The organism is Lysinibacillus sp. NPDC097287, assembly GCF_044761695.1.
Classification (GTDB): Bacteria; Bacillota; Bacilli; order Bacillales_A; family Planococcaceae; genus Lysinibacillus.
The window spans coordinates 37580-60404 of sequence record NZ_JBIWCX010000011.1 but is presented as its reverse complement, the minus strand read 5'-3'; the positions used below and the strand labels follow the sequence as shown (position 1 = coordinate 60404).

The window sequence follows — 22825 nt, the reverse complement described above, 5'->3', positions numbered from 1 at the left end:
CGTTAGCATTATAAGAGGAATTACTTTTTAACATATTTATGTAGTAACCATTAAAATAAATGGTAGAAGTAAAATAGCTAATTCACAAATCGTTAATAATCATCCGACTTTTTTAGCCAATTTATCTTTATCACCTTTAGAAGAAGATTCATCATATCCAGCAATAATCGATAAATCTTTCTTATATCCGATTAGGTATGCACTGCCAAAACAAATGATACTCACGAAGATACTCAAAAACGTACCACCAATCACTTCGGCTAACTCCATTCCAAATCCACCTCCTAAAGATGCCCTTTTTGGATTCAAGACCCCTTTTGGACTTCTTCTTCATTTTTCCACTTCTGATAAGTATAGATAAGTTGGATACTCCCAACTAATATTAATAAGATTGAAAAGAAATATGTAATTCTTAATGGTAAATCTATGATGAACATTTGAATAATTAGAAATGCACTCATTGGAATCATCCAAATTGTTCTTTTAAATTTCTCTTTGTAGCTTAACTTCCAATAATTTATTTTAATTTTCTTCACTTAATCTCTCCATTTTGCCCAGTTTATCGAAATCCACAACAACAAATACCTACTTCTTTATATTTCTTGAAATACATACTTATTTCATTAACCTGCACCGTTAACACAAGTAGCGATCGCTCTAGTTGAACAATTGTATGCATTACTTTAAGTACATTTCTTCACAAACTTTAAACTGAAAGTAACTATTAATAGAACTGTTCAATAAAAAAACTTGTAGGACAAAATCTAATTTCAGACTTTGTCCTACAAATCCAAAGATTTACGTTTACATTTGTTTAACTTTTATTTAAAATCTTTTTTGTTAAATCCAAAAATAAGTTTTTTTCATCATCTGTAAGATTTTCAGTAACCATATTTTCAACGGTTCTCCAAACATTTAGGACTTCTTCTTTTATATCCATTCCTGCCTGAGTAAGGGAAACTAGTGTTACTCGTTTATCCAAATCAGAACGTTTCATAGTTACAAATCCAACTTCTTCCAATCTACGAACGGACTTTGCAACTGTTGAATGATTAATCCCCAAAGATTTACCAAGCGCATTTTGTGATTGATTGTCCTTTTGCCATAGCTGCATTAACATCATTTCCTGTCCTGGAAATAATCCAACTTTTCGTAATAAGTCAGTTGCTGTTGAACGATGGTAGCGAGCTAGTGCGATAATTGCGAAATTTACAGGGAAATCTGAAGCAGTGAAAATTCCATCGACTTCAGAAAGAGTTTTAGGACATTGATTTTCTAACATAAAGGCTACCCCCTTTAAAATTATTGATGGCTCTTTGTTGGATACTCCATATATCCTACAATAATACACCATTTTGAAGTCGTTCTACTAGGTCTAGGTTTGCTAATGACCAAGCACCAACTTGAGCAACAAAAAATTACTTAGTTGTTTTGTCACTATAACTAATATGTATCTATGAAAATTCTTTTGAGTTGCATCCTTTAAGGTTATATGATATTTTTTATGTTGCCGGCAACACATATAGTAATAGTAATTACTTTTTTTAGTAAGAAGGGAATATTAGTAATGAAAAAACAAGATTTAGTTTCAAAAATTGTTCGAATTATTTTTGGCGTAATGATGGTAGGATCGGGCATAGGTATGATCATTTTAGGTGGATTCCCGATTGAGTATGAAAACGTATCTGCGAATCAATTTATGATAGCAATGGTAGATACGGGCTACTTTGTTCTGTTTTTAGCTTTAGTAAAAATTGTTTGTGGTATCGCATTTATTACAAACCGTTTCTTACCGTTAGCATTAGTCATCTTTATGCCAGTTTCAATCAATATGGTCATGTTCCATATTTTCTTAGAACCAGTAACAGGTGTCGGAGCCTATATGATTTTAGCAATGAACGTATTTTTAATGGTTAAAAACATTGAATCATATCGTCCGTTATTAAAAATGAGATAAACAGAGGTTTTTTTAAAGGCTGTTTTCTTAAAAGTTTTTGCTGTTAAAACATAAAGACAGAATTAATCTACAAAATGTGTAGAATGAACTCTGTCTTTATGTTTTGTTTTTTTGTGAATCGAATATTTTACTAAAGCCCTCGTTCGTATTATAAATTCAGCCAGATTAAATCTGGTTGACTATTTTTCATTCAATTTATAGATTGATAGTCGCCAGGATAAAACGGAAGCTCCCGTGGGACTTGATCCCTCAAATTAAATTACCGTAACTTTTGAAGTCCACTAATAGATATCAAATCGAAGCATACGATTGTCAGGTTCTCCTTGTTAAAATTCAATTGAAATAATAACGATTTCTCATTATTGGAAAATGAATAATGACTTTTGTGTACATACCTTCTTGGGATTGAATAGAAATATCGTGCCCCAATTTCAAGGCCATTTGTTTTGCCAAGTATAAGCCCATTCCAGTAGATTTCATATGGGTTCTTCCATTAGTACCTGTGAAGCCTCTTTCAAAAACACGGTAAAGGTCTTCTTTTTTAATGCCAACCCCTGTATCATGAATGATTACTCGTTTTTCATTACTGTCCTCTTCTATTACAACATAGATGCCTCCACCTTCATTGGTATACTTTAACGCATTGGTGATGATTTGATTGATTATAAAAGCAAGCCATTTACTATCACTTTGTACAAAGTGCTCCCCTTCATCCATATGAAAACGAATCCTTTTGGTGATGAAGTGCTTCGCATATTTTTTTACACTATTCTTGATAATACTTTGTACAGATACGTCCGTAATGAAATAGTCTTTAGAAAAAGAATCAATGCGGGAATAATATAACGCTTGTTCTACATAGTTATCAATCTTGGTCAGTTCATCTTCCAATTTATCGACCAGGAAGTCAGTTGTTTTGCCAGCGCTGTTTTCCATCACTAAATGACTTGCAGCGATTGGCAACTTTACTTCATGAATCCAAGACATGATGAAGTCTTGATGATCACGTTTTTCTAGTACTAGTTTTTGTAGTTGTTCCGCATGATGTGCATGTACTTTTTGGATTAGCTGGATGTATAAAGCTTGCTCATAACTTTGGGGTTCAGGCATTGCTATGTGAAAATCCTCCTGTTTACTGTCGATTAAATTCTGCAACTGAAGGTAGAAGGAACGTCGATAATAATAGCCGATAATCACATACAAGCTTACAAAAAAGAAACAAAAAATATGTGTATAAAGAAGGTTTTGAGAAGCCAACTCCCAATCATCATTGACGATCATAATTAATGAAACAAAAAGCATCAAAATCACATAGAGAGTGAGAAAAAATCGCTTATCTTTTAAATAATGAATAAAAGTCATTCAATCATGTACCCGCTTCCCTTTTTCGTAGTAATGAAATGTTCTTTGCCAAGTTCCGCGATTTTCTTGCGTATACGTGCAATATTTACGGTTAACGTATTTTCATCTACAAATCTTTCATCCGCCCAAAGGCTACGCATAATTTTACTCCGACTTACGACATTTCCTCTATTCTTCATGAGAAGATGCAATATAATTGTTTCGTTTTTACTTAACACTACTTTTTGATTTTTATAAGAGACTTCATAGTTTTTCAAGTTAAGTACCACACCATCATGCTCAATGACCGTTAGCTCAAGATCCTCTGTATACGCGTACGTACGTCGTAGAAGCGCATTTACTTTAGCCATCAAAACGTCCAGATGGAACGGTTTATTAATGAAGTCATCCCCTCCCATATTCATTGCCATCACCATATCCATTGGTGTATTACGAGAGGAAATAAAAAGTATCGGGGCTTTAGAATATTCTCTTATTTTTTGACACCAATAAAACCCATCAAATGTGGGCAAATTAATATCCAATAGTACAAGTTGAGGATTCTCCTGTAAAAAGACTTGTAATACTTGATCAAAATCTTCTACTTTTACGAGCTCCATTCCCCATTTTTCAATTGTTTCACCGACCATATCTCGTATGGTCTTGTCATCTTCTACAATCATAATTTTCATCGTTGTTCTCCCAAATGCTTTTTGTAAAGTTAATTTGTGCTTGAGGTAGCATAGTTATGCAGTTCTCACAGCACTTCTCCCCATCATTATAGTGGAAAAATGAATTTCTGTAGTCAAAATGACAGAACTGTAAGGTTAACGCTTTAACTGAAAGGTTACTGAAGTGTTGCGTGGTATAGAATAGAGCATGTAAAGAGAACACAACTTCGAAATTGGAGGAAATATAGATGAAAACAATCGTAGAAACTACAAATATCAAGAAAGTATACGGAGATAGAGGACAGACATTTACCGCATTGGACAATATAGATTTCACCGTTCGTGAAGGAGAGTTTGTTGGTATTATGGGACCTTCGGGTGCTGGTAAATCAACACTTTTGAATATTTTGGCTACCATTGATAAACCTACGTCAGGGGAAATATTGATTGATGGAACTAGCATATTAAATATGAATGAAGATCAACTATCTGCATTCCGTCGTGATAAACTCGGCTTTATTTTCCAAGATTATAATTTGTTAGATACTTTAACGGTCAGAGATAATATTATTCTGCCATTAGCATTGGCGAAAATAGATGTAATGGAAATCGATCGAAAACTCTATGAAATAGCCGATCGTTTTGGAATTCACGACATCTTAGAGCAGTATCCATATGAAATTTCAGGTGGGCAAAAACAGCGTACAGCTGCTTCTCGTGCGATCATATCGAATCCTAGCTTGATCTTAGCAGATGAGCCGACAGGTGCATTGGACTCTAAATCGGCGACAGACTTATTGGAGAGTTTGCAAGGTTTAAGTAATGAAGAGAAAGCAACCATATTAATGGTTACACATGATGCCTTTGCGGCGAGCTATTGCCAGCGTGTGCTCTTTATTAAAGATGGAAGTATGTTCACGGAGCTTGCAAAAGGAAATACAACGCGCAAAGAATTCTTCAAAAAAATATTAGATGTATTATCTGTTCTTGGGGGTGGTGCAAGTGACCTTATTTAACCTAGCCAGAAAAAATATTAAAGGCAATATTAACAACTATTTGCTTTACTTTTTCTCTATGGCTGTTTGTATCATCATCTTTTATACATTTAATTCTCTGTTATACATTCCAGAAATTCAAAATGTCGACCCTTTTTTGGATAGTACTATGTCACAAACTTCTCTCATTTTAATAGGGTTCATCATCGTCTTTATTGGCTATTCGAATGCTTTTTTCACTAAAAAAAGGAAGAAAGAAGTCGGCTTGTATTCCCTACTTGGTGTAAAGAAAAAAACAATAGGACGCATGTTATTTTTTGAAAATATCATCATTGGCGCAATGACGTTATTAACAGGGCTCGTACTAGGCATCATTTTATCCAGATTGTCTACTATGTTGCTGCTCAAGCTTTTGGGTGCCCCGATTGAGGTAAGTTTTAGTATTCCGCTGGAAGCTATTTTAACAACGACACTTGTCTTTACAATGATTACTATTTTCACATCGGTTCAGTCGTATTTCTTAATTTACCGATTCCGATTGATTGAATTATTCCATGCAGAGAAAAAAGGCGAGAAAGTCCCAAAAGCCTCTTTCTTTTCTGCTGGCCTTGCGTTTGTATTACTCGCAAGTAGTTATTGGTTGATGTTTAATGGCATGGCTATGCTTGCGATACCAATTGTGATCATTGGTACTTATTTATTATTCCGCTCTTTGACAGTCTATCTGTTAAAACGTGCACAAAAGAACAAGGCCAAATACTATCACGGCATCAACATCATCGGCACTTCTCACTTATTGTATCGAGTTAGAGGAAATGCGCTGATGCTTACAATCATCGCATTGCTTATTACAGGCGCACTACCATACATTCAAGCCGCTCTTTCTGAATACGCTATGACTGAAACAGATGCCCGTAGTTCAGCTCCTTTTAGTTATATTTATCTTTCAAAGGATGAAGCGATCGATCAGCAAATCAATCGTATCATTGCAAATGATAAAAACCATCCAATTACAGAACAACTCGATATCCCAATTATTTCAGTGAAAGGGACTACTACAGCTCCATTTCAAGACAATCATGATCTGACCATTCACTTAATGGCTGAACAAACCTTTCATCAAGTGAAAAAAACATTGGATTTAGGGGATATACCACCCATATCTGGCGAACAAGCTATCGCTTTTAAATATTATTTCATAAATCAATCGCTTGCTGATTTTAAGGGACATGACATCGAAATTCCCTTACCTCAAGGCAAACAGACATTGACACTTGAAAAGCTCGAAAAAAAATCAGTAAGACTAACAGATGGTGAGGAGTTTTTATATCTTGTCGTTGATGAAAAAATGTTTAGTGAAATGGCTAAACAATTCAGCCCTATCACTTTTAAAGCGTATGAAGTAGAAAATGAAAAAACAGCAAAAGAAACAGCTGAGACGTTACAGAAATTATCTGATGAGACTATGCAATTGCTGACGTATTATGACAAATATACGTTAATAAAAGGACTCACAGGCATGAAAATGTTTATTGTTAGCTCATTAGCATTAGTCCTCTTAGCCGCAACGGGAAGTATTATTTATTTCAAACAAATCTCAGAAGCACATGCGGATCAAAACCGTTATGAGATTTTACTAAAAATAGGTGTAAGTAAAAAAGAAGTAAGGTCAACAATCACCAAACAAACGCTATTTGTATTTATCCTGCCTTTACTGATTGGCATACTGAATGGAGGCATGTTACTTCTATCAATAGTTTTCGCATATGACATGGACATAATCGAAAATATCCTTTATTTCCTATATGCGGTCGCTGCCTATGGCGTCATCTATCTGATTTATTTCATGTTAACGATCACCTCTTATAATCGTATTGTAAATAAGTAAATCAATTGGCATCCAAAAGTTTCTCTTAGCATTAGTACCGTCTAATTCAGTTGAAAAATTCCAATACTTGAAGATGCCCCCTGCAAAGGATAACCTTTGCAGGGGGCATCTTGTTTTCTTTCGATTCAATTCCTAAAGATTGGCGGCTTACGGACCAATCCTGCTCTGTCGACATAATAGAATGTTCATGGAACACGTCAGACTCAGGCTGCCCTGTTCGTAATAAAGCGTCTCCACGTGTTGTAGAAACGCACTAGCTAGTTGGATACAAGTCAAACCATTGAATCTACTAATAACCGTCTAAAAAAGGCGCTAGCTGTCTTTTTGTGTGGATACATCGTGTATCGACTATTGAACGAAAGCCCCAGTTCCTTTAATAAGGAAAATTATGTATACCTCACAATGTCGTCTGCTCCCCATATTGCTAAACTATCATTAGGACAAGCAACTACTTCCCAATGCTCATCACCTATAGCAGTATCACTAACGCCTACTTGCCAACTTTCATACTGATCATGCTGTCCCCAGATGAAGAGAACCTCTCCTGTTTCAAACGTTAGGAATAAATGCGGACTTTCAATAGACAAGGAAACATCCACAATTTGCTTTAATCGCAATTCACAAATTATTTTTAAGGATTCAATCGACTCCATTTTAGGGAGTTCATTGAATACAGGAATATTTTTAGGCATCGACTTAAATAAACAAATCGGACTTTCAATATTAATGTAAATTTGACCATCTATTCGCTTTGAATTATTGTCACTCTCTGAAAGAAGTAACCTCAGTCCATAAAAGGTAAGTCCCTCGAGTCTGGTTCCTTCACATAAAAAACGTAACGTTCGTAAAGCAGCATCTCTTTCTGCTTTGTCCATATGTACCACCCTTTATCTATCAAATATATATCCCTTAGTCGAATAAGCAATGCTAGAATCTATGCACTGTTAGGGGAAAATTACATTCAAAAAGAAAATGAAAAATACGATTATCGTGATAATAATAAACTCTTTTTCATCGAAATTGTTAGGTTTACTGAATTGTTTTTTTTACGTCTATATTTACCCTGCACCTTTAATTGTAAGTATTTTCGATCTTCCGACATCAAAACAAGCCCCCCTTTTGCAATCGTCTTCTCTGAATTTCCATCTATACATTTATTCTATAACTGGTACATAATAACCTTCTTCAACTAACTTCCTCCGTTCGTTCCAGAAAGAAAAAAAGAGCTGCCTAAGCAACTCAGTGACCTTCAATTAACGCATTCCGTTAGCTAATTAGTTCATAAACCTAATGAATGAGATTTTATAACCTCTGCACCAAATTCCAAACAATGGCTACAAATAGAAACGCCTAGTCCCTTAGCTAATTCCCCCACTTCTTCTTTACTTCTTTGACAAAATGAACAAGTCGAGACTTGTTCTTTAGTGCTACTATTTTTTTTGGGCGAAGTTTTCTCTAAAGCATTGTATACTTCATCAATTGCTTTCGGTTCAATATAATCGAAATCTCCTTTTAACTTCCCGGCAATAGTTGTATAAGCAGTAGCCATTCCTTCATAAAAACGTTGTCTTTCTAATTGTTCACTACCTTTGGATTTTTCTTCACATAACAAACTTAGTTTCTCTAATTCCAAAATAGTATCTTCAATTTTTGCTCCTCGAAATGTTTTCTTTCGGAAATCTTGATCCATTTATTACACCTCCACTGTATTTGTATACATTCGTGTACATATATAGTGGAGGTTATGCATTAAACCAAAAATCATGCCTGCATACTAAAAATATTTTCAACTACCCACACCGTATGTTGGAAAAAAAGAGCTTACTAAACAACTCAATGCTCTTCAAGTAAGCCACTCCGTCAGCTTAACAACTTTTTTAAGTCTATTCTTGGATAAGTTTTATCATAGTGAGTTCCATTATAGCGATAATTTGTTTAGGATTAGAAAACAAACCAGCATTATATTTAGCCTTCAAACGGGGAATATCCGAGCTTACTTAAAGCTAGTGCCATTTGATAATAACCCTTACTATTTGGATGAACCCCTCCTTTTGATAGAAAAGCTTTTTCATTTCCCTTAAATACGCCATAAAGATCAGCTACTTTAACATTCATTTCCCGACCAAAACGGTTAATCGATGCATTAAACGCTTTAATACCCTCATCTGCTATAGGAATCTCGGGAAATGGATTGTATAAATTCGTTAACCGTAAAATGTATTGATCTTGTTTGTCTAGATGGTGAATTCTTTCTAATATTTTTGAGTAGTTCTTCCTTGCTTGCTTAATAGCCTGAGCTATAATTTCTTCATCATTATTTCTCATAAATCCTTTGGCAGCGTTTATTAAGTCATTTCCCCCAGCCGTTATCGTAATGATATTTGCACATTTTACAGCTTCTGTAGCAGTCGGGGAATAAAGCATTGCTAAAACATCCTCTGTCGTTGCTCCTGACCTTGCGTGTTTTTGATAGAAAATACGCCTTTTTAAAATTTGCTGACTCATGCCTCTATAATATTCAACAAATCCTGGGTCCAAAAGATGAACACCGATACCCACAGTAAGGGAATCACCGATTGCCAGATAACGTAAAGGATTGAAATCCATATTTCACCTCAAATGATTAGTTGTACTCGTATAGTATTCAAATCGGTTACGATTCGAAACTACGGGGTTGTCATTCACCCAGGCACGAGGGGCAACTACCCCATGGATGGAAGGAACATATACTTATATGAAGGTCTTACTATTAAAATGGAAAGAAGGAAAATGAATGCCAAACGGAATGCATCAGGTTGAGGTGGGGGTACCGATCAATAAGGTGTGGGATTTTGTGAAGGATATGGATAACTGGGCGCCACTTATTCCTGGATATATTCAACATCGGAAATTAACTGACCGTCAGTCCACTTGGGAATTTTATAGTAACGTTGGCTTCATAAAGAAAAAGATTAATCTAATGGTCACTATACAACAATGGATTGAACCGACAAGGGTTACTTTTAATTTAGCGGGTTTAAATGAGGAACTTTCAGGCGGTGGTTATTTCCTGGCAGAAGTAATAGATAAAAAAAGAACGAGGATGACAGGCTTTCTTGAAATCACTGCTGGTGGCGCAATGGGACCGATGGTAAATAAGTTATTAAAGTCTTCTCTTCCTCAATTAACGAAAGAAACGACTATTGCTATCGCCACAAAAGTGGAGAAGCTTAATAGAATTTAAAAATGGGCCAGTCCTCCGTTACGCTACAGCGTGTGGGGACTGACCCAAATGGTTTTAGATAGTATTTCGGTCATACAGTGTTCGTCCATAGAATAAATGACAACTTGATGAAAATGCTCTACTACAACGCTGTCTAGTTATTATTGAGAATAGTTTATCCTCTTAAAGTTGCAATGATTCTACTTGGTTTCAATATCAAATCAAAAGCGTCTTCAATATTCTTACATACAATGTCGGCTTTCATTAAAGACTTTGCGGAACATCCTTCATCTCCAATTACGATAATTGATATGCTGCAAGCTACAAACATTTGTCCATCATTAAACCCATTTCCAATACATATGCATTGTTCTGCGCCAAGTTTATCTACAATGTCTCTTTTATTTTCTGCAGCATTTGAGTTATCAAATACCTGTATTTCAATAGGCATATTCGCACATTGATTCCTGGCAGTACCATGGGTATCAGCAGTTACTAAATGTACCCTTATTCCTTTTTTATGAATAGCCTCTATTTTCTCTTTTACTGAAGGGATCACTTTACCATCACAAGCGATCGTTCCATTATAGTCTAATAAGAGATTTTTAATTTTTATGATGCCTCTTCCTGGTATATTAATTTCCACTATAACATCTCCTGATCCCCAGTTTATTCATCCATGCGTTTAGTCATAGACGTTTCTTCAGTGTGCATTTGTAATCTTTTAAATAGTATAGTTCTAAATCATGTATTGTAAATCTTCCATGCAGAGTTATATACCTAAAACTTAAATTGAACTAATCTCATAACTTTCTTGTTATTTCTCCTGACTTAATAATAATTGTGACAAAACCTGCTTGACCACCATCTATGTGGTCCTCCATCTGCGACACATCTATGTCTGTCTCAATTATCACTCGTTTACGTTCTTTCCCTCTTAACATGACCTCATATGGGGGGGCGTTATTCATAAGTGATACCATTCGTACATCATCTTCGTATGGATAGTGTTCAACAAATTCAATGGTGAATTGGTTACTATTTCTACTGTAATTTTCAAAAGGGAGTTCACATACTCCATGCAATGTTGTCTCATTTTTCATTTCAAAATTACAAATGCTTTCCTGACTCTCATAAGATATTGCGTAAATGCCAGTTGCAATAGTTTTTTGAAAAGTACTGGCTACATATGGAGGTGTAAAAATCGCTACCAGAATAGCAATCACTACCCCTCGAACATGATACTTTTTTAATGATTTCACTAGTAAATATAGGCTTACAATTAGTAACAATAACGATGTGATTCCAACATAATGGAATCCATTTACTGATTTAATAGGAATATTTAATGCCGAAACTACTACCTTGCCATAAGGGTTTTTATGAGGGAAGGGGAAATTCAATGCCATGGAGATAAAAAAAGGAACTAAAGCAATGTAAATAAGTTTCTTATCTTTTATCAATGGAATCACGCCTAACTATTCGTAGTTATTTAGAACATTGCTAACAGCATGTTTTGTTAGCAAAAATATTTAGTGCTAACCATAAGTTTACCATTGTTAAATCAAAAATTGGATATGTTTGGTGATAATTCTTATTCAACAAGCGCGCAAGATTGCTTAAGTATCTTTAATTATGTAGCTATCCAATGTGGTTTTAGTTTAACTTATTTCTAATAAATGCAAAAAGGCTATACATAATTGTGTATGTTATCGTAAAAGCAAAGAAGTTAGCTAGATTTTGAGAAAGTACTATAACTAAAATTACATAGAGAAACACATTAAGCAAAACTAAAGTAACGATCGTTCGGATCAACAGGCTGTAGTTTTTTGATTTATTTCGAAAATCCAAAGTTATAATAAGTAACCCCATAAACAATACAAAAAACAACCCAAATAGCGATACGTATAAACTATTTTTCTCGATAAAAAAACTAATATTAAAAACAGCTGAAGATAAAGCAACAAAAAGTAAAATACTAACCCACGTCTCAGTTTTTGTTGTCCATTTCATCTTTATTTCCTTTCTGAAAATAATTTTTTATAAGATTTGGCCCACCTAAACTTAGCGAACATCTCGTAAGTAAAATCAACAACATTGACCAATGGTAATATTTCTCACAAATATCTCCTATCAATCATACAAAACATTCTCTTCTCATGTTTCATACCTTATTGAACTATCCGTACCATTTGTTCAATAAAAAAAGAGCTGCATACACAACTCAATGATCTTTCATACAATGCCCTCAGTTAGTTTATTTGAAATTGTTCACAATGTTGTAAGGTCCTAATAGTATAATCACAAGGCTCAATCAGCTATTTTTATATTTCTTTAATAGTACTATATTAAATGCATAGAAAAATGCACCATTTACCAGGGATGCACTGATGATTAAAACTATCCAAATAAAAATATCACTAAGCTGTAAACCAGACATAATATTTATACGGGCTAGTATTGTTATAACGCCAACTATTAATCCTGCAAAGAAAAAATAGAATAGATTTATAAAAAATAAACCTTTTGATTTCGTGTGCAATCTAGGAAGAAATCTTTTTAAATAAAAGAACTGAGCAATATCTAATAATAGCACCAAACAAACTAGCCAGAGAAAACCAATTGGCGGTGGTTTATCTGCTCCAGCAAGAAATATTATGTTCCATCCTAAGAAAAATGTCCCAACATTAATTATTATTATCATCTTACTTATTTTGTCATCCATAAAACATAACCTCGATTTTAAATAGTAGCTATAAAGAATAATCATATTATCTCTAATTCTAGCCAAACGCAATAACCATAAAACGAACTACTACACCTAAAGCAATAAAGATATTAAAACAAATTGGAAGCACTTTATTTAATTCAAATCCAAACTGCTTCAACAAAGAACGATACAAGAAGAAAAAAATTGTTAAACAAATAAAATAAAATACTGGAAAACCCACGCTAAACACAAGCTTTGCACCTACACTTAAATCTCCGGGTGGGCTATCAGCAGCAGTAAAACGGATACCACCAAAAAGAAGCACTAATATCCATTGGAAGACATAGGTAACCACTATTGTTACAACAAAATAAAATAAATAAGACAGCCATTTTTTCATTTTCCCACCCCTAAGAAAAGCACGATATAAATTACTTTCTAAAAACTAATTGTAAAACCAATCGATATAAATTTTTCACCTAACCTATTGCACTAGTGACTCAATTTTTCCATAAGTTATTTATTAGAAATATCGTCAATCGCTTGAATAGCTAGTTCCAACGCTTTAATTCTTCTTTCTAAAAGCGTTCTTTGGGGACTACCAGCCTTTGACCTACCATAACTATTCTCAATCGTTGGTAATAAACCAGTGAGAATCTTGTGAGCTTCTTCTAAATCTTCCTGGGTGTAAGAATGGGGACTTTGATTCCAAACGTTTTCTAGCATTATGAAGCCGATGGAAACAGCTTTGAGTCGTTTCTTGACTAAGGTAGTATTAACGCCTTTCTGAGTCATCTGGGCCAAGGCATTTTCGAGTTTACTGATTGTCGATTGTAAAGATTTTATTGATTCTAATTTAACTACATTTGATACGTTTTCCATAATAGTACTGCCCTTTCTTCGTTACTGAATTATTTTGTTTGATATTTGATAAAATCGTTAAGAACTTGATTTCACTCGCAATATTTTAACATAAAAAACTAACTCTCTTTGAGAGTAATTCTCAACAATCTGGCCCATTGTTGAACACAAGTTAAATAACACTCTTCAACTCTCCTGCGCCTTTTTTAGCAGAAGCATAGTCCTATTTACTTTCTAAAATACCTATAAAACGTTCAACACCTGGATAACTTTCCCCTAAACTCGTTATTTTTATCGTTTCCCTACAGATTTTCAGGAACGTTCCTTAAAGGTGCGTTTCATTATATGAAGGATAAAGCAGGCTCCCACTATCCCCGACTCTCTAGAGCACCAAACTACCTCGTTAGCGAAATAAGAAATCGTGTGATTATTCTTTTTGTAAAGTATATTTTGCACCCGATTGATTAAGCAGTTTTGAAATTCCTTCTGGATGATAGGGCATTAATCGATCTGCTTCTTCTAAACTCACCCATTCAACTTTAATGATATTTTCTTCAGGGGGAATTTCTTCAGGTCTTTTTGTAATGTGACCATGATATGTAATAAAATAAACATGATTTTTATCGATAAAAGCCTCGTTCAGAGCAACAATATTCCCAACCTTAATATCATATCCTGTCTCTTCTTTAACTTCTCTTACAGTGGCTTCTCGTAAGGTTTCTCCTACTTCAACTGAACCGCCTGGTAGAGACCATGTACCATTCTTGTTGAATACCATTAGGATTTTGTTTATGTCTGTATCAAATAATAGTGCATATACAACATCAACTCGCTGCAAATCCATTTCTTTCTCCCTCCTTCACAACAATATACTTTCTACAACCTTACTTAATTAATCTGTCCCGTTAGCCATCCATGAAGCGCAAAAATCACCACTTCACCACAGAAAATGAAAGATTATTACGTTCTTTCATGGGATTTTAAGTGTATTATTTCACAAAATATTAGCTGATTTAGTTCAAAAAAAGACAGAGCGCTCGTAAAGTCTCTGTCGTTTAACAAGTTGTCTATTGATTCAGTCTGGATCTGTTAGTTCAGAAACCGGCACAAATGTAAATCCTTGTTCTTTTAAGTATTTTAACATTGGTTCTACTGCTTGTGCGGTTGTTTCATGAATATCGTGCATGAGTATGATGGAACCGTCTTTTACATTTTCTTTCACAATTTTTAATATTTCATTTGGGTTACGGGACTTCCAATCCAATGTATCGATAGTCCACAAAACTGCCGGGCTGCCGGTAGCGTTTTGGACTTGTTCGTTAATAACCCCATACGGTGGGCGAAACGCAGTAGATTCTCTCCCTGTAACATTCTTTATGATTTCATTTGTTTTTTCGACTTCCTGAATTCCTGCTTCCTTACTTAAGGTAGAAAGGTCTTTGTGATTCCATGTGTGATTACCTAATTCATGTCCTTCATCGGCAACCTTTTTGGCGATTTCAGGATAGAAATCAACCCTGTTTCCCAGCATAAAAAATGTTGCCGTCGCATCATATTTATCCAAGAGATCAATAATCTTCAAAGTGTTTTTCGGATGAGGACCATCATCAAATGTAAGTGCCACTCGTTTCCCATTTATTGAAGAATTTTCACTTGTTTTATCTTCGTTTCCTATTTGTTTATCATCAGAATTGTCTTGCTCTCCCTTTTCTTTATGTTCAATCAGTAATTGATCTTTCCACTCATCTGTAAGTAAATCTCGCATTTTTTCTAATGGGATAGAGATTTCTGGCATGCCTGCTGCTCCAGCGGTTACTTCATATTTATTAAATTTAAATACAGCTGATTTATCAGTGAAGTACAGATTTGGAAAATGATTTTCCTCATTCATTATCCAGTCCTTTAAGTCTTCTTCAAATAATAATGGACCGTATTCTGTTGATTCCTTGAACTTTGCACTTATGAGCGTATATAGTTCTTCTCTATTTTGTTTTGTATCATTGATGATTTTTGTTGGTTGAATAAATTCACCTTTCTCTACATCTACCAAGTAAACCTTAGCTGTTTGTTCAGCATTTGCTCCTACCACATAACTTTCTTCAGAAAAAACAATTGAATAGGTATTTTTAGCGACTAAATAGATATCCATCGTCAAGTACAAATTGGCTACATGATTTTTTATATACTTCTTATTCTCATCGACAGTTGTTAAGAAAGCTTGTTTAACGGAAGATACATAATCTTCAATTTCTTTATTCAATTCGTTGTTTTTAAACTTCGGATAATGCATTGCAATGTGATACTTTTCTTTATCTGTGATATCTGTAATTAAATCCACTCCTGGATATTTAGAATATTCCACTAGCGTTCCAGTTGTTTTCGTTTCTTTATTGCCTTCATCCTTAGTATCTTGTAGTAAGTAGTAAATAAGATAGCCAATTACGCACAAACCAAGGATAAACAAAATACTATACGTTACTTTCGTTGGTCTCATAACCATCACTCCCGTTGTTTTCCTGTTCGTAATATTTTGCCCGAAATATTCACTAGCATAACAACCAAACTAATTCTTATTAAGACAAAATAACAATTTTATGAAAAAAAACGGGATGAAGGCATTAATTTTGTTGAATAGCGACAGATCTTTCACAAGAAAACTGCCCCGGTAGTTCAATAAAGAAAAAAAGAGCTGCCTAGGCAACTCAAGCTTCCCTTAGCTTAATAAGAGAAACCTTATTTCACTATAAATATATTCATTATTTCGAATTGTACTTCACAAAAAAAGGAAATAACAAAAACATAAAAACACTATATATAATCATTATCGAAAAAGTATAAGAAAAGGATAACGATAATTGTCTTGCAATGATATAGCCAAATATCCACAAGGGTACAACTGACAACAAAGACAAGATAATTCTTGAAAAGAATGTTACCCTATGATTCGTGTCACATTGATTGCATTGAATAGGTCGGTGTGCTAAAAAAATAGAGCTTACGATTGTACTCCATTTAAATTGAGTATTACACTGATCACATTTCTGTAGACTCATCTATTCATCCCCTCCTATGTAAGCACCTTTACAACAATCTTATCAGTTTCCCTGTTTAAATTGGGTTTAATCTCCAATTTACTTTTAAACTGATCTGCCCCGTTCGTTCAATAAAGAATAGATAGCTGCTTATTCAACTCAATAATCTTTAATTAACGCACGTCGTTAGTCGAGTATACTTCTATGAATTAATCATAATGCTTTAACTGCAACGAACAAAATGAATAACGAAATGCTCAAATAGATGAGACCCCTCAATAAACTGTTAGTTCTTTTATATTCTCGCAATCCTATTATCAGTAACATTGCACCCATGAGTATCAACAGCAATGGTTGTAAGTTGAAGTTTTCCGTAACCTTACCATAAACACCAATTAAGATAACAGAGATCGCGAAAAATATTTGGAAGAACACTAAAATATCAAGCTTTTTTTCTGTCATTTTTATACCTCCAACTAATAAACTGCCATCTTCAAAATGTATCTTTGCTCAACATAATTGCACTATTAGTATAATAATACCTTATTTCCACACCTGTTGGATAATTATTCCTGCTCCATTTAACTAAAGCAAATTTATAGTGCTCTTTTAGAATTTTATAATACAGTTATACTTGTTGATGAAAATGAACATAAACAAACAGCCCAAGGATGAACGCCTTGGGCTGTTTGCTATTTTAGACAAAATTATGCTTTTAGTGCTTCGCCGCTGAATACTTTAAGGTCCATTGGTGCAGCCATGAAAGTTGGCGCTTTTTGAGTGAAAGCAGTGAAATGTTCGCTCGTATTATGGATTGCAATAGCTTCTAGACCTTTCCAAACTTCAACCATTGTATAATGGCAATCTTGTTCAGTCGATTTCATCAAATCGTAGCTAATGTTACCTTCTTCAGCTCTTGATGCTGATAGAAGTGTTTTAACCTCTTCCAAGAATGCTTGTTCTTGATCCGGTTTTACTTGAAGTTGTGCGTGAATAATAATCATAGGTATCCATCCTTTTAATTAGATTTATTAATGTCAGTATTCACTGATATTGTCTTGCATGCGATGAAGCATGTTTGATAGGAATTCCAATTCCTCTGGGTTAAAATCATGAAGCATTTGGTTCACGAAACGAACCTTTTCTTTTTTGTAACCGACAATTTGTTTACGCCCTTCCTCAGTAAGGCGAACAAATATCACTCGATTATCGGTAGGGTTTCTTCGTCTTGTCACCATGCCGTTTGCCTCAAGTTGTTTTAGATGACGAGTAATGGCACCACTATCAATATTTACAGCTTTTTGAAGGGTGGATTGATTAATTTCTTCCGTTTCATAAAGCTGGTGTAGCAATTCATAGCGTGATGCACTAATGCCTGTACACCGTTCAAATTTAGGGCTAATTTGGTTATTAAGCCCTTTAAGCAGATGTAAGATTTGTTCCTGATTGGATAGTGAACATCTCATCAATTGACCTCCTAAGTAATGTATGAGGCCAACATATAAGAGTAACTACAATTTATTGACCTATCAATAATTGACCCGTCAATAAATATAATGCAACATGATCTAACATGCAACCAAAAGGATCCCTCGATAAGATTTTCTTGAATTAACCTGCGCGTTCTTTCAATAAGAAAAAGAGCTGCCTAAGCAACTCAATGTTCTTCAAGTAAAGACCTCGTTAATGAAACAAAAACTCGGTACCTCTACCACTGTTCATTTCCTATTGCCGTATAAATAAGCCGTTTTCTTCAACAATTTCTTTACACATATTAAAACCGATTACCGTCTTAGAATAAACAGGAAACGACAAATCATAATTCCCTATGATCACTGTATCCAGAGAAGGGAAGAAAAAATCTACAAAATACAGTTCGTTCACTGAGAGTTTCGTTAAAAAGGCAAGGGCTTCATCGTCACCTATTTTATAAATCCCCTTGTTATCGGAAAATAATTTCCGAAAAAATTTAGTCTCTTTTCGATTTAAACAACTTAAGATAAACTTCAATTTTTCTTTTCCAACTGCTTTTTTATTAACGTGTACATATACTTCTTTTTCAGCTATGTAAAATAGATTTCTAAGGGTGCTAACAAATTTAGCAATGTGCTGTAAATTATGACTTCTCCCTAATAGCTCACTTGCTTCTTCTTCATTAAGCACACGATCAAACACATCCATAATACCGCTAAAATCGTATAGCTTACTTGGTTCTTCGAGAAGATGAACATTAAACTTTTTAAACTTTGAATGAAGTACATTAACCTCATAATTTGTTGCCAATAGTAATTCCATAAGTTCACCCCGCTGTTTGCTTGTACTAACAATCCATGACTGACTTCTTCAACTAACTTGCCACGTTAAAAGAGTAAGTCATCAATTTTTAAATCACTGAATACTGCGTGTCTTAAAATATTTTTTAGTCAATCCGATAATGAAGCCACATACTATGGCTATCCCGAAAAACGTGGTGCCAAAAAAGACTACTGGGGACCCTATAATCACGAACATCACATCGGTATGACTCTCAGCTATATACCGCTTCGGCCCATTAAGCTTGTCGAATATCGTTTTAATATATGGCCATCCATAGATACTGAAAAAATATAATATATGTATAAACAGCGAACAAAAAAATGCCTGCATAATCGTTTTCATTATAAACTCCCCTAGTCAACTGAATTACAGGAAGGAATCTACTCCTACCTTGGTTATATACCATCAATATTTTCTCTCATCTTCCCTATAAATCAATAAGTATGTTACATGTATTCTTTTCATTTTCTACTATCACTTCCAATCTTCTAATCTAATTATAAGAAAGCAGATTCTTTGTTCATTCAGCCACATCCCCCTATAATAAGCGATGGAAAAAATTTTAAGGAGATAGTACAAAACATGAAAAAATCAATAGCACTTTCCGTATTCCGGATATTTGGCATATTGGATGGTATTTCATTCCTCTTTCTATTGTGCGTTGCGATGCCTCTAAAATACATGGCTGACATGCCAATGATAGTTACGATAGCTGGAAGTGTCCATGGATACATTTTTGTTGTATATATTATAACAATTATTATCGCTCAAATATTTGTTAAATGGCGTTTTTATTGGAGCGTATTAGCACTAGCAGCTGCATGGGTTCCCGGCGGCAATATCGTGCTAGACATCTACATTAAGAAAAATAAAGAGAAATTTTTAGGTAGCTAGTATCATTTGAATAATTGTAGTTTAGTAGCTTTGAAATGTGATATTAAAGCTACTTTTTTTGTATCTTCTGCTTATATTGATAGGATAACTATTAATGTTTTCCTCTAATTCCCCCACATAAGTCCGTACATAATCAAAATCACATGACAGAGAAACAGAAATTCTTTATTAAGCTAACCATTCCATCTGCAATCATCTCCGCTGAATTTCCATCTATCATCATTCTATAACTTGTGCATAAACACTTTCTTCAACTAACTTCCGCCGTTTGGCCCATAAAGAAAAAAGAGCTGCCTATGCAACTCAATGATCTTCAAGTAAAGTACGTCACATATTTTGATTTTTTATATGTTTCATGGTTCACCCAACGGATAAGCCGTTCATAAAACAATATACAATTTCTTCTTCTAACTGACTTAATGGACGATTTAGTAAAGTAGATAGCTCATTTACCAAATTTGAGTGGTTACTTTTATGTTTTTCTGTTAAATCACAAATCAACTTCAATAACATCATATAACCCATAAAATCAGCTTTAGATAATGGAGATTCATGTGAAAGCACGTAGATGTCGGCATCAAACATTTCAATCGTTTCTAAGAGCTGTCTAACATGATCAATCGTATAGTGTGGTTGTTGTGCGTAAATGCTTGGGTACAAGCAGTCCCCTAAGAAAAGTACTTTTTCTTCCTCTACATAAATGATTGATGAGTCATCAGCATGATCGCCACCTACATGTTTGACGACACACCGAATACCACCTAAATCAATCTCAAATTCATCTTTAAATGTAATAGTCGGTAAAGTGATGGTGATATTTCTGTCTATGCCAAATTCTTTTTTGATCATGTCTGCACAAAACTGATTCTCTACGCCTGTTTCTACACGATGAGCTAAAGCTTCGTCTGACCAATCATAGTCCACCATTTTTTCAAGATGCATTTTCGTGTTTTCATGGGCGATGATTACGCTATTCAACTGATTTGCTCCAAAGCTATGATCCCAATGCCAATGTGTTAATACGACAGAATGATCATTCGTCATGTGACAATGATCGAGTTCACTAAGAAATAACTGAGCATGTGTATCAGAATTTCCTGCATCGACAAGTAAAGTTTGGCGACGCCCACAGATGGCAGCCAGTATTGGTCGGTCTGTTGCAGGATCATGCGGTAAATACTGTATACGATTCGTTAGTTGTTTCAACTGTTTTCCCATCATCTTAGTCCCCTTTGTGTGTTGTAGGTCCGACAATCTCATCTAATGTATCAAGAACATGTTGCAACTCTGTTAAGCTTACTTTCGAGTAATATTTTTCTATAAGCATTGCGTCAATCTTGTGCAGAAGTTGCGAAAACGCCTGCCCCCTATCCCCAAGATAAATAAAGGTTTCTCTACGGTTTGTTGCATTCTCTTGACGATAGATCATGTTCATTTTTTCCAACTTTGAAATGACTTGGCTAACAGCACTTTTTGAAATATCAAAGTGTTGGGCAATATCATTTGCAATGGTCGGCTCATGACGAATGATGTAATACATGATAATTTCCTGTTGAGGCGTTAAGTGATAGTTCGCTAATTCCTCCACCTCTTTGGTTTCTTGTAACACTAACAACTTGAACTGCTCAAATTTTTGATTGATTTTGTCTATTATCATTGAATAATCCAGCAAAGATGTATCATCCCCAATTCATGGTAAAGTTTTTTAATTTAGTTAAGTTTACTTAACTGTTAGATACTTGTAAATTATTAATTTTATTAGGTATATATGGACCGTTGACATGACTTGAGGTTGATTTCCGTTCCGGCTGAGCGCTTTCCGGAGAGCGTCCGATGAGCCGATTCGGGGCAACATATGTTTATGGAGCGAAAGCGAAGCGTCAGCTAAAGGATGTTGGTTTCAAAGGCGTTGTCAAAGGATGACGTTTTTAGCCTTTGTTCCCCTCATCCGCGCTCCAGGGGGAGACGGAAAAGCCAACGGACAGGGAGATACAAAATTGCTGTCCGTCATACTTCATGGAACCGCAGTATACGGATCTGTATATACGGTGGGGTGAGAGGACGGGAGTTAATCGCTCCCTCCTCTAGTTCATATTTCCCTTAAAATATTCAGGAAGTTACTTTCTATGATTAAGGTAAATTAAATAGGATTGTTGCAGTTGCACCATTTGCCAAAGCGCCACCAGGAGTCGTTACTTCAACACTTAAAATATTACATTGACTCACGGAGAAATTAGCTGTTACTGTTGCACAACAATTTGGCGAAGCAGCAGTACTCGGCCCTATGATTGTAGCAATAATTCCCGAAGCAACAGGAGCATTAAATCCACAATTAGTACTTATATATATTTGCGCTGTCACCGTTTGCCCTGCGTTTAAAACGTGATCTCGAATGTTAAAAGTTAGACTCGTAATAACTGCATTTCGGGGAACTACTATCGTACTCCTTACAAAACTTGCTGATGAACTCCCTAAACCTAGGAACTCATTATTACCTATTGATTGATCTGTTGCTAGAAATACTTCCATTACTCCCGGGCCTGTTGCGCCTGTTGCTCCTGTTGAACCTGTTGCTCCTGTTAAACCTGTTGCTCCTGTTGCTCCTGTTGCTCCTGTTGCTCCTGTTAAACCTGTTGCTCCTGTTGAACCTGTTGTGCCTGTTGTGCCTGTTAAACCTGTTGAACCTGTTGCTCCTGTTGCTCCTGTTGCGCCTGTTGAACCTGTTGCGCCTGTTGCTCCTGTTGCTCCTGTTGCTCCTGTTGCGCCTGTTGAACCTGTTGCTCCTGTTAAACCTGTTGAACCTGTTGCGCCTGTTGCTCCTGTTAAACCTGTTGAACCTGTTGAACCTGTTGAACCTGTTGAACCTGTTGCTCCTGTTGCTCCTGTTGCGCCTGTTGAACCTGTTGCTCCTGTTAAACCTGTTGAACCTGTTGCGCCTGTTGCTCCTGTTAAACCTGT

General features: G+C 35.2%; 26 protein-coding genes and 1 pseudogene. 5 read left to right on the top strand and 22 right to left on the bottom strand.

Annotated features, from left to right (window positions below):
* Positions 1 to 99: 99 nt before the first annotated feature.
* A complete protein-coding gene (locus ACIQ2D_RS15380; protein WP_402865511.1) occupies positions 100 to 270 on the bottom strand; it encodes a hypothetical protein in 171 nt (56 codons plus the stop codon).
* Between the two features lie 544 nt (positions 271 to 814).
* Positions 815 to 1282: a MarR family winged helix-turn-helix transcriptional regulator gene (locus ACIQ2D_RS15375; protein ID WP_402865509.1), complete on the bottom strand. Its 468-nt coding sequence runs from the start codon at positions 1280 to 1282 to the stop codon at positions 815 to 817.
* Positions 1283 to 1567: 285 nt separating this feature from the next.
* Here ACIQ2D_RS15375 and ACIQ2D_RS15370 point away from each other — a divergent pair, with 285 nt between their 5' ends.
* Positions 1568 to 1957 (top strand): hypothetical protein, encoded by a 390-nt coding sequence (locus ACIQ2D_RS15370; RefSeq protein WP_402865507.1) that lies wholly within the window; start codon positions 1568 to 1570, stop codon positions 1955 to 1957.
* A 333-nt stretch (positions 1958 to 2290) separates the two neighbouring features.
* Here ACIQ2D_RS15370 and ACIQ2D_RS15365 read toward each other — a convergent pair whose 3' ends face one another.
* Together ACIQ2D_RS15365 and ACIQ2D_RS15360 are read right to left on the bottom strand one after the other, a co-directional pair.
* The gene (locus ACIQ2D_RS15365; RefSeq protein WP_402865505.1) at positions 2291 to 3319 is read right to left on the bottom strand and encodes a sensor histidine kinase; all 1029 of its coding nucleotides are present in this window, start codon (positions 3317 to 3319) and stop codon (positions 2291 to 2293) included.
* Positions 3316 to 3990, bottom strand: a complete 675-nt coding sequence (locus ACIQ2D_RS15360; protein WP_402865504.1) for a response regulator transcription factor — start codon at positions 3988 to 3990, stop codon at positions 3316 to 3318. The genes ACIQ2D_RS15365 and ACIQ2D_RS15360 overlap by 4 nt, the downstream gene beginning before the upstream one ends.
* A gap of 227 nt (positions 3991 to 4217) precedes the next feature.
* Between ACIQ2D_RS15360 and ACIQ2D_RS15355 the strand changes: the two genes are divergently transcribed.
* Positions 4218 to 4985: an ABC transporter ATP-binding protein gene (locus ACIQ2D_RS15355; RefSeq protein WP_402865502.1), complete on the top strand. Its 768-nt coding sequence runs from the start codon at positions 4218 to 4220 to the stop codon at positions 4983 to 4985.
* The gene (locus tag ACIQ2D_RS15350; RefSeq protein WP_402865500.1) at positions 4972 to 6852 is read left to right on the top strand and encodes an FtsX-like permease family protein; all 1881 of its coding nucleotides are present in this window, start codon (positions 4972 to 4974) and stop codon (positions 6850 to 6852) included. Before ACIQ2D_RS15355 ends, ACIQ2D_RS15350 begins: the two co-directional genes overlap by 14 nt.
* A gap of 386 nt (positions 6853 to 7238) precedes the next feature.
* Here the strand turns inward: ACIQ2D_RS15350 and ACIQ2D_RS15345 are convergent, their stop codons facing one another.
* The 3 genes from ACIQ2D_RS15345 to ACIQ2D_RS15335 form a co-directional block, all read right to left on the bottom strand.
* Positions 7239 to 7727, bottom strand: a complete 489-nt coding sequence (locus tag ACIQ2D_RS15345) for a hypothetical protein (protein ID WP_402865498.1) — start codon at positions 7725 to 7727, stop codon at positions 7239 to 7241.
* Between the two features lie 404 nt (positions 7728 to 8131).
* Positions 8132 to 8542, bottom strand: coding sequence for a ClpX C4-type zinc finger protein (locus ACIQ2D_RS15340; RefSeq protein WP_402865496.1), 411 nt, complete (start codon positions 8540 to 8542; stop codon positions 8132 to 8134).
* A gap of 275 nt (positions 8543 to 8817) precedes the next feature.
* The gene (locus ACIQ2D_RS15335) at positions 8818 to 9459 is read right to left on the bottom strand and encodes a GDSL-type esterase/lipase family protein (protein ID WP_402865494.1); all 642 of its coding nucleotides are present in this window, start codon (positions 9457 to 9459) and stop codon (positions 8818 to 8820) included.
* Positions 9460 to 9625: 166 nt separating this feature from the next.
* Between ACIQ2D_RS15335 and ACIQ2D_RS15330 the strand changes: the two genes are divergently transcribed.
* Positions 9626 to 10075 carry an SRPBCC family protein gene (locus ACIQ2D_RS15330; RefSeq protein WP_402865492.1) on the top strand — a complete coding sequence of 150 codons (450 nt, stop codon included), beginning with the start codon at positions 9626 to 9628 and terminating at the stop codon, positions 10073 to 10075.
* Positions 10076 to 10229: 154 nt separating this feature from the next.
* On the opposite strand, the gene ACIQ2D_RS15325 is transcribed toward ACIQ2D_RS15330, so the two are convergent.
* The 12 genes from ACIQ2D_RS15325 to ACIQ2D_RS15270 all read right to left on the bottom strand — a co-directional run bounded on the left by ACIQ2D_RS15325 (position 10230) and on the right by ACIQ2D_RS15270 (position 18952).
* Positions 10230 to 10700 carry an HAD family hydrolase gene (locus ACIQ2D_RS15325; protein ID WP_402865490.1) on the bottom strand — a complete coding sequence of 157 codons (471 nt, stop codon included), beginning with the start codon at positions 10698 to 10700 and terminating at the stop codon, positions 10230 to 10232.
* 157 nt (positions 10701 to 10857) lie between these two features.
* Entirely contained in the window at positions 10858 to 11526 is a 669-nt protein-coding gene (locus ACIQ2D_RS15320) for a hypothetical protein (protein WP_402865488.1), read from the bottom strand.
* Between the two features lie 842 nt (positions 11527 to 12368).
* Positions 12369 to 12779, bottom strand: a complete 411-nt coding sequence (locus ACIQ2D_RS15315) for a hypothetical protein (protein ID WP_402865486.1) — start codon at positions 12777 to 12779, stop codon at positions 12369 to 12371.
* 58 nt (positions 12780 to 12837) lie between these two features.
* On the bottom strand, positions 12838 to 13164 hold the full coding sequence (locus tag ACIQ2D_RS15310) for a hypothetical protein (RefSeq protein WP_402865484.1): 327 nt from the start codon (positions 13162 to 13164) through the stop codon (positions 12838 to 12840).
* A gap of 116 nt (positions 13165 to 13280) precedes the next feature.
* Entirely contained in the window at positions 13281 to 13646 is a 366-nt protein-coding gene (locus ACIQ2D_RS15305; RefSeq protein WP_402865482.1) for a hypothetical protein, read from the bottom strand.
* A 406-nt stretch (positions 13647 to 14052) separates the two neighbouring features.
* Positions 14053 to 14469, bottom strand: a complete 417-nt coding sequence (locus ACIQ2D_RS15300; protein WP_402865481.1) for an NUDIX hydrolase — start codon at positions 14467 to 14469, stop codon at positions 14053 to 14055.
* Between the two features lie 231 nt (positions 14470 to 14700).
* Positions 14701 to 16119, bottom strand: coding sequence for a polysaccharide deacetylase family protein (locus tag ACIQ2D_RS15295; RefSeq protein ID WP_402865479.1), 1419 nt, complete (start codon positions 16117 to 16119; stop codon positions 14701 to 14703).
* Between the two features lie 262 nt (positions 16120 to 16381).
* Positions 16382 to 16678, bottom strand: a complete 297-nt coding sequence (locus ACIQ2D_RS15290) for a TIGR04104 family putative zinc finger protein (protein ID WP_402865477.1) — start codon at positions 16676 to 16678, stop codon at positions 16382 to 16384.
* A gap of 192 nt (positions 16679 to 16870) precedes the next feature.
* The gene (locus ACIQ2D_RS15285; RefSeq protein ID WP_402865475.1) at positions 16871 to 17119 is read right to left on the bottom strand and encodes a DUF3953 domain-containing protein; all 249 of its coding nucleotides are present in this window, start codon (positions 17117 to 17119) and stop codon (positions 16871 to 16873) included.
* 245 nt (positions 17120 to 17364) lie between these two features.
* Positions 17365 to 17661, bottom strand: a complete 297-nt coding sequence (locus ACIQ2D_RS15280; RefSeq protein WP_402865473.1) for a putative quinol monooxygenase — start codon at positions 17659 to 17661, stop codon at positions 17365 to 17367.
* 33 nt (positions 17662 to 17694) lie between these two features.
* Positions 17695 to 18123, bottom strand: a complete 429-nt coding sequence (locus ACIQ2D_RS15275; RefSeq protein WP_402865471.1) for a MarR family winged helix-turn-helix transcriptional regulator — start codon at positions 18121 to 18123, stop codon at positions 17695 to 17697.
* 259 nt (positions 18124 to 18382) lie between these two features.
* Positions 18383 to 18952, bottom strand: a complete 570-nt coding sequence (locus ACIQ2D_RS15270) for a hypothetical protein (RefSeq protein WP_402865469.1) — start codon at positions 18950 to 18952, stop codon at positions 18383 to 18385.
* 603 nt (positions 18953 to 19555) lie between these two features.
* Between ACIQ2D_RS15270 and ACIQ2D_RS15265 the strand changes: the two genes are divergently transcribed.
* A complete protein-coding gene (locus ACIQ2D_RS15265; RefSeq protein WP_402865467.1) occupies positions 19556 to 19867 on the top strand; it encodes a DUF3817 domain-containing protein in 312 nt (103 codons plus the stop codon).
* A 360-nt stretch (positions 19868 to 20227) separates the two neighbouring features.
* On the opposite strand, the gene ACIQ2D_RS15260 is transcribed toward ACIQ2D_RS15265, so the two are convergent.
* From ACIQ2D_RS15260 to ACIQ2D_RS22380, 3 genes and pseudogenes are all read right to left on the bottom strand, one after another.
* Entirely contained in the window at positions 20228 to 21085 is an 858-nt protein-coding gene (locus ACIQ2D_RS15260; RefSeq protein ID WP_402865465.1) for an MBL fold metallo-hydrolase, read from the bottom strand.
* A 4-nt stretch (positions 21086 to 21089) separates the two neighbouring features.
* Positions 21090 to 21539 carry a MarR family winged helix-turn-helix transcriptional regulator gene (locus ACIQ2D_RS15255; protein WP_402865463.1) on the bottom strand — a complete coding sequence of 150 codons (450 nt, stop codon included), beginning with the start codon at positions 21537 to 21539 and terminating at the stop codon, positions 21090 to 21092.
* A 458-nt stretch (positions 21540 to 21997) separates the two neighbouring features.
* A pseudogene (locus tag ACIQ2D_RS22380) lies at positions 21998 to 22825 on the bottom strand (hypothetical protein); the annotation flags it as partial.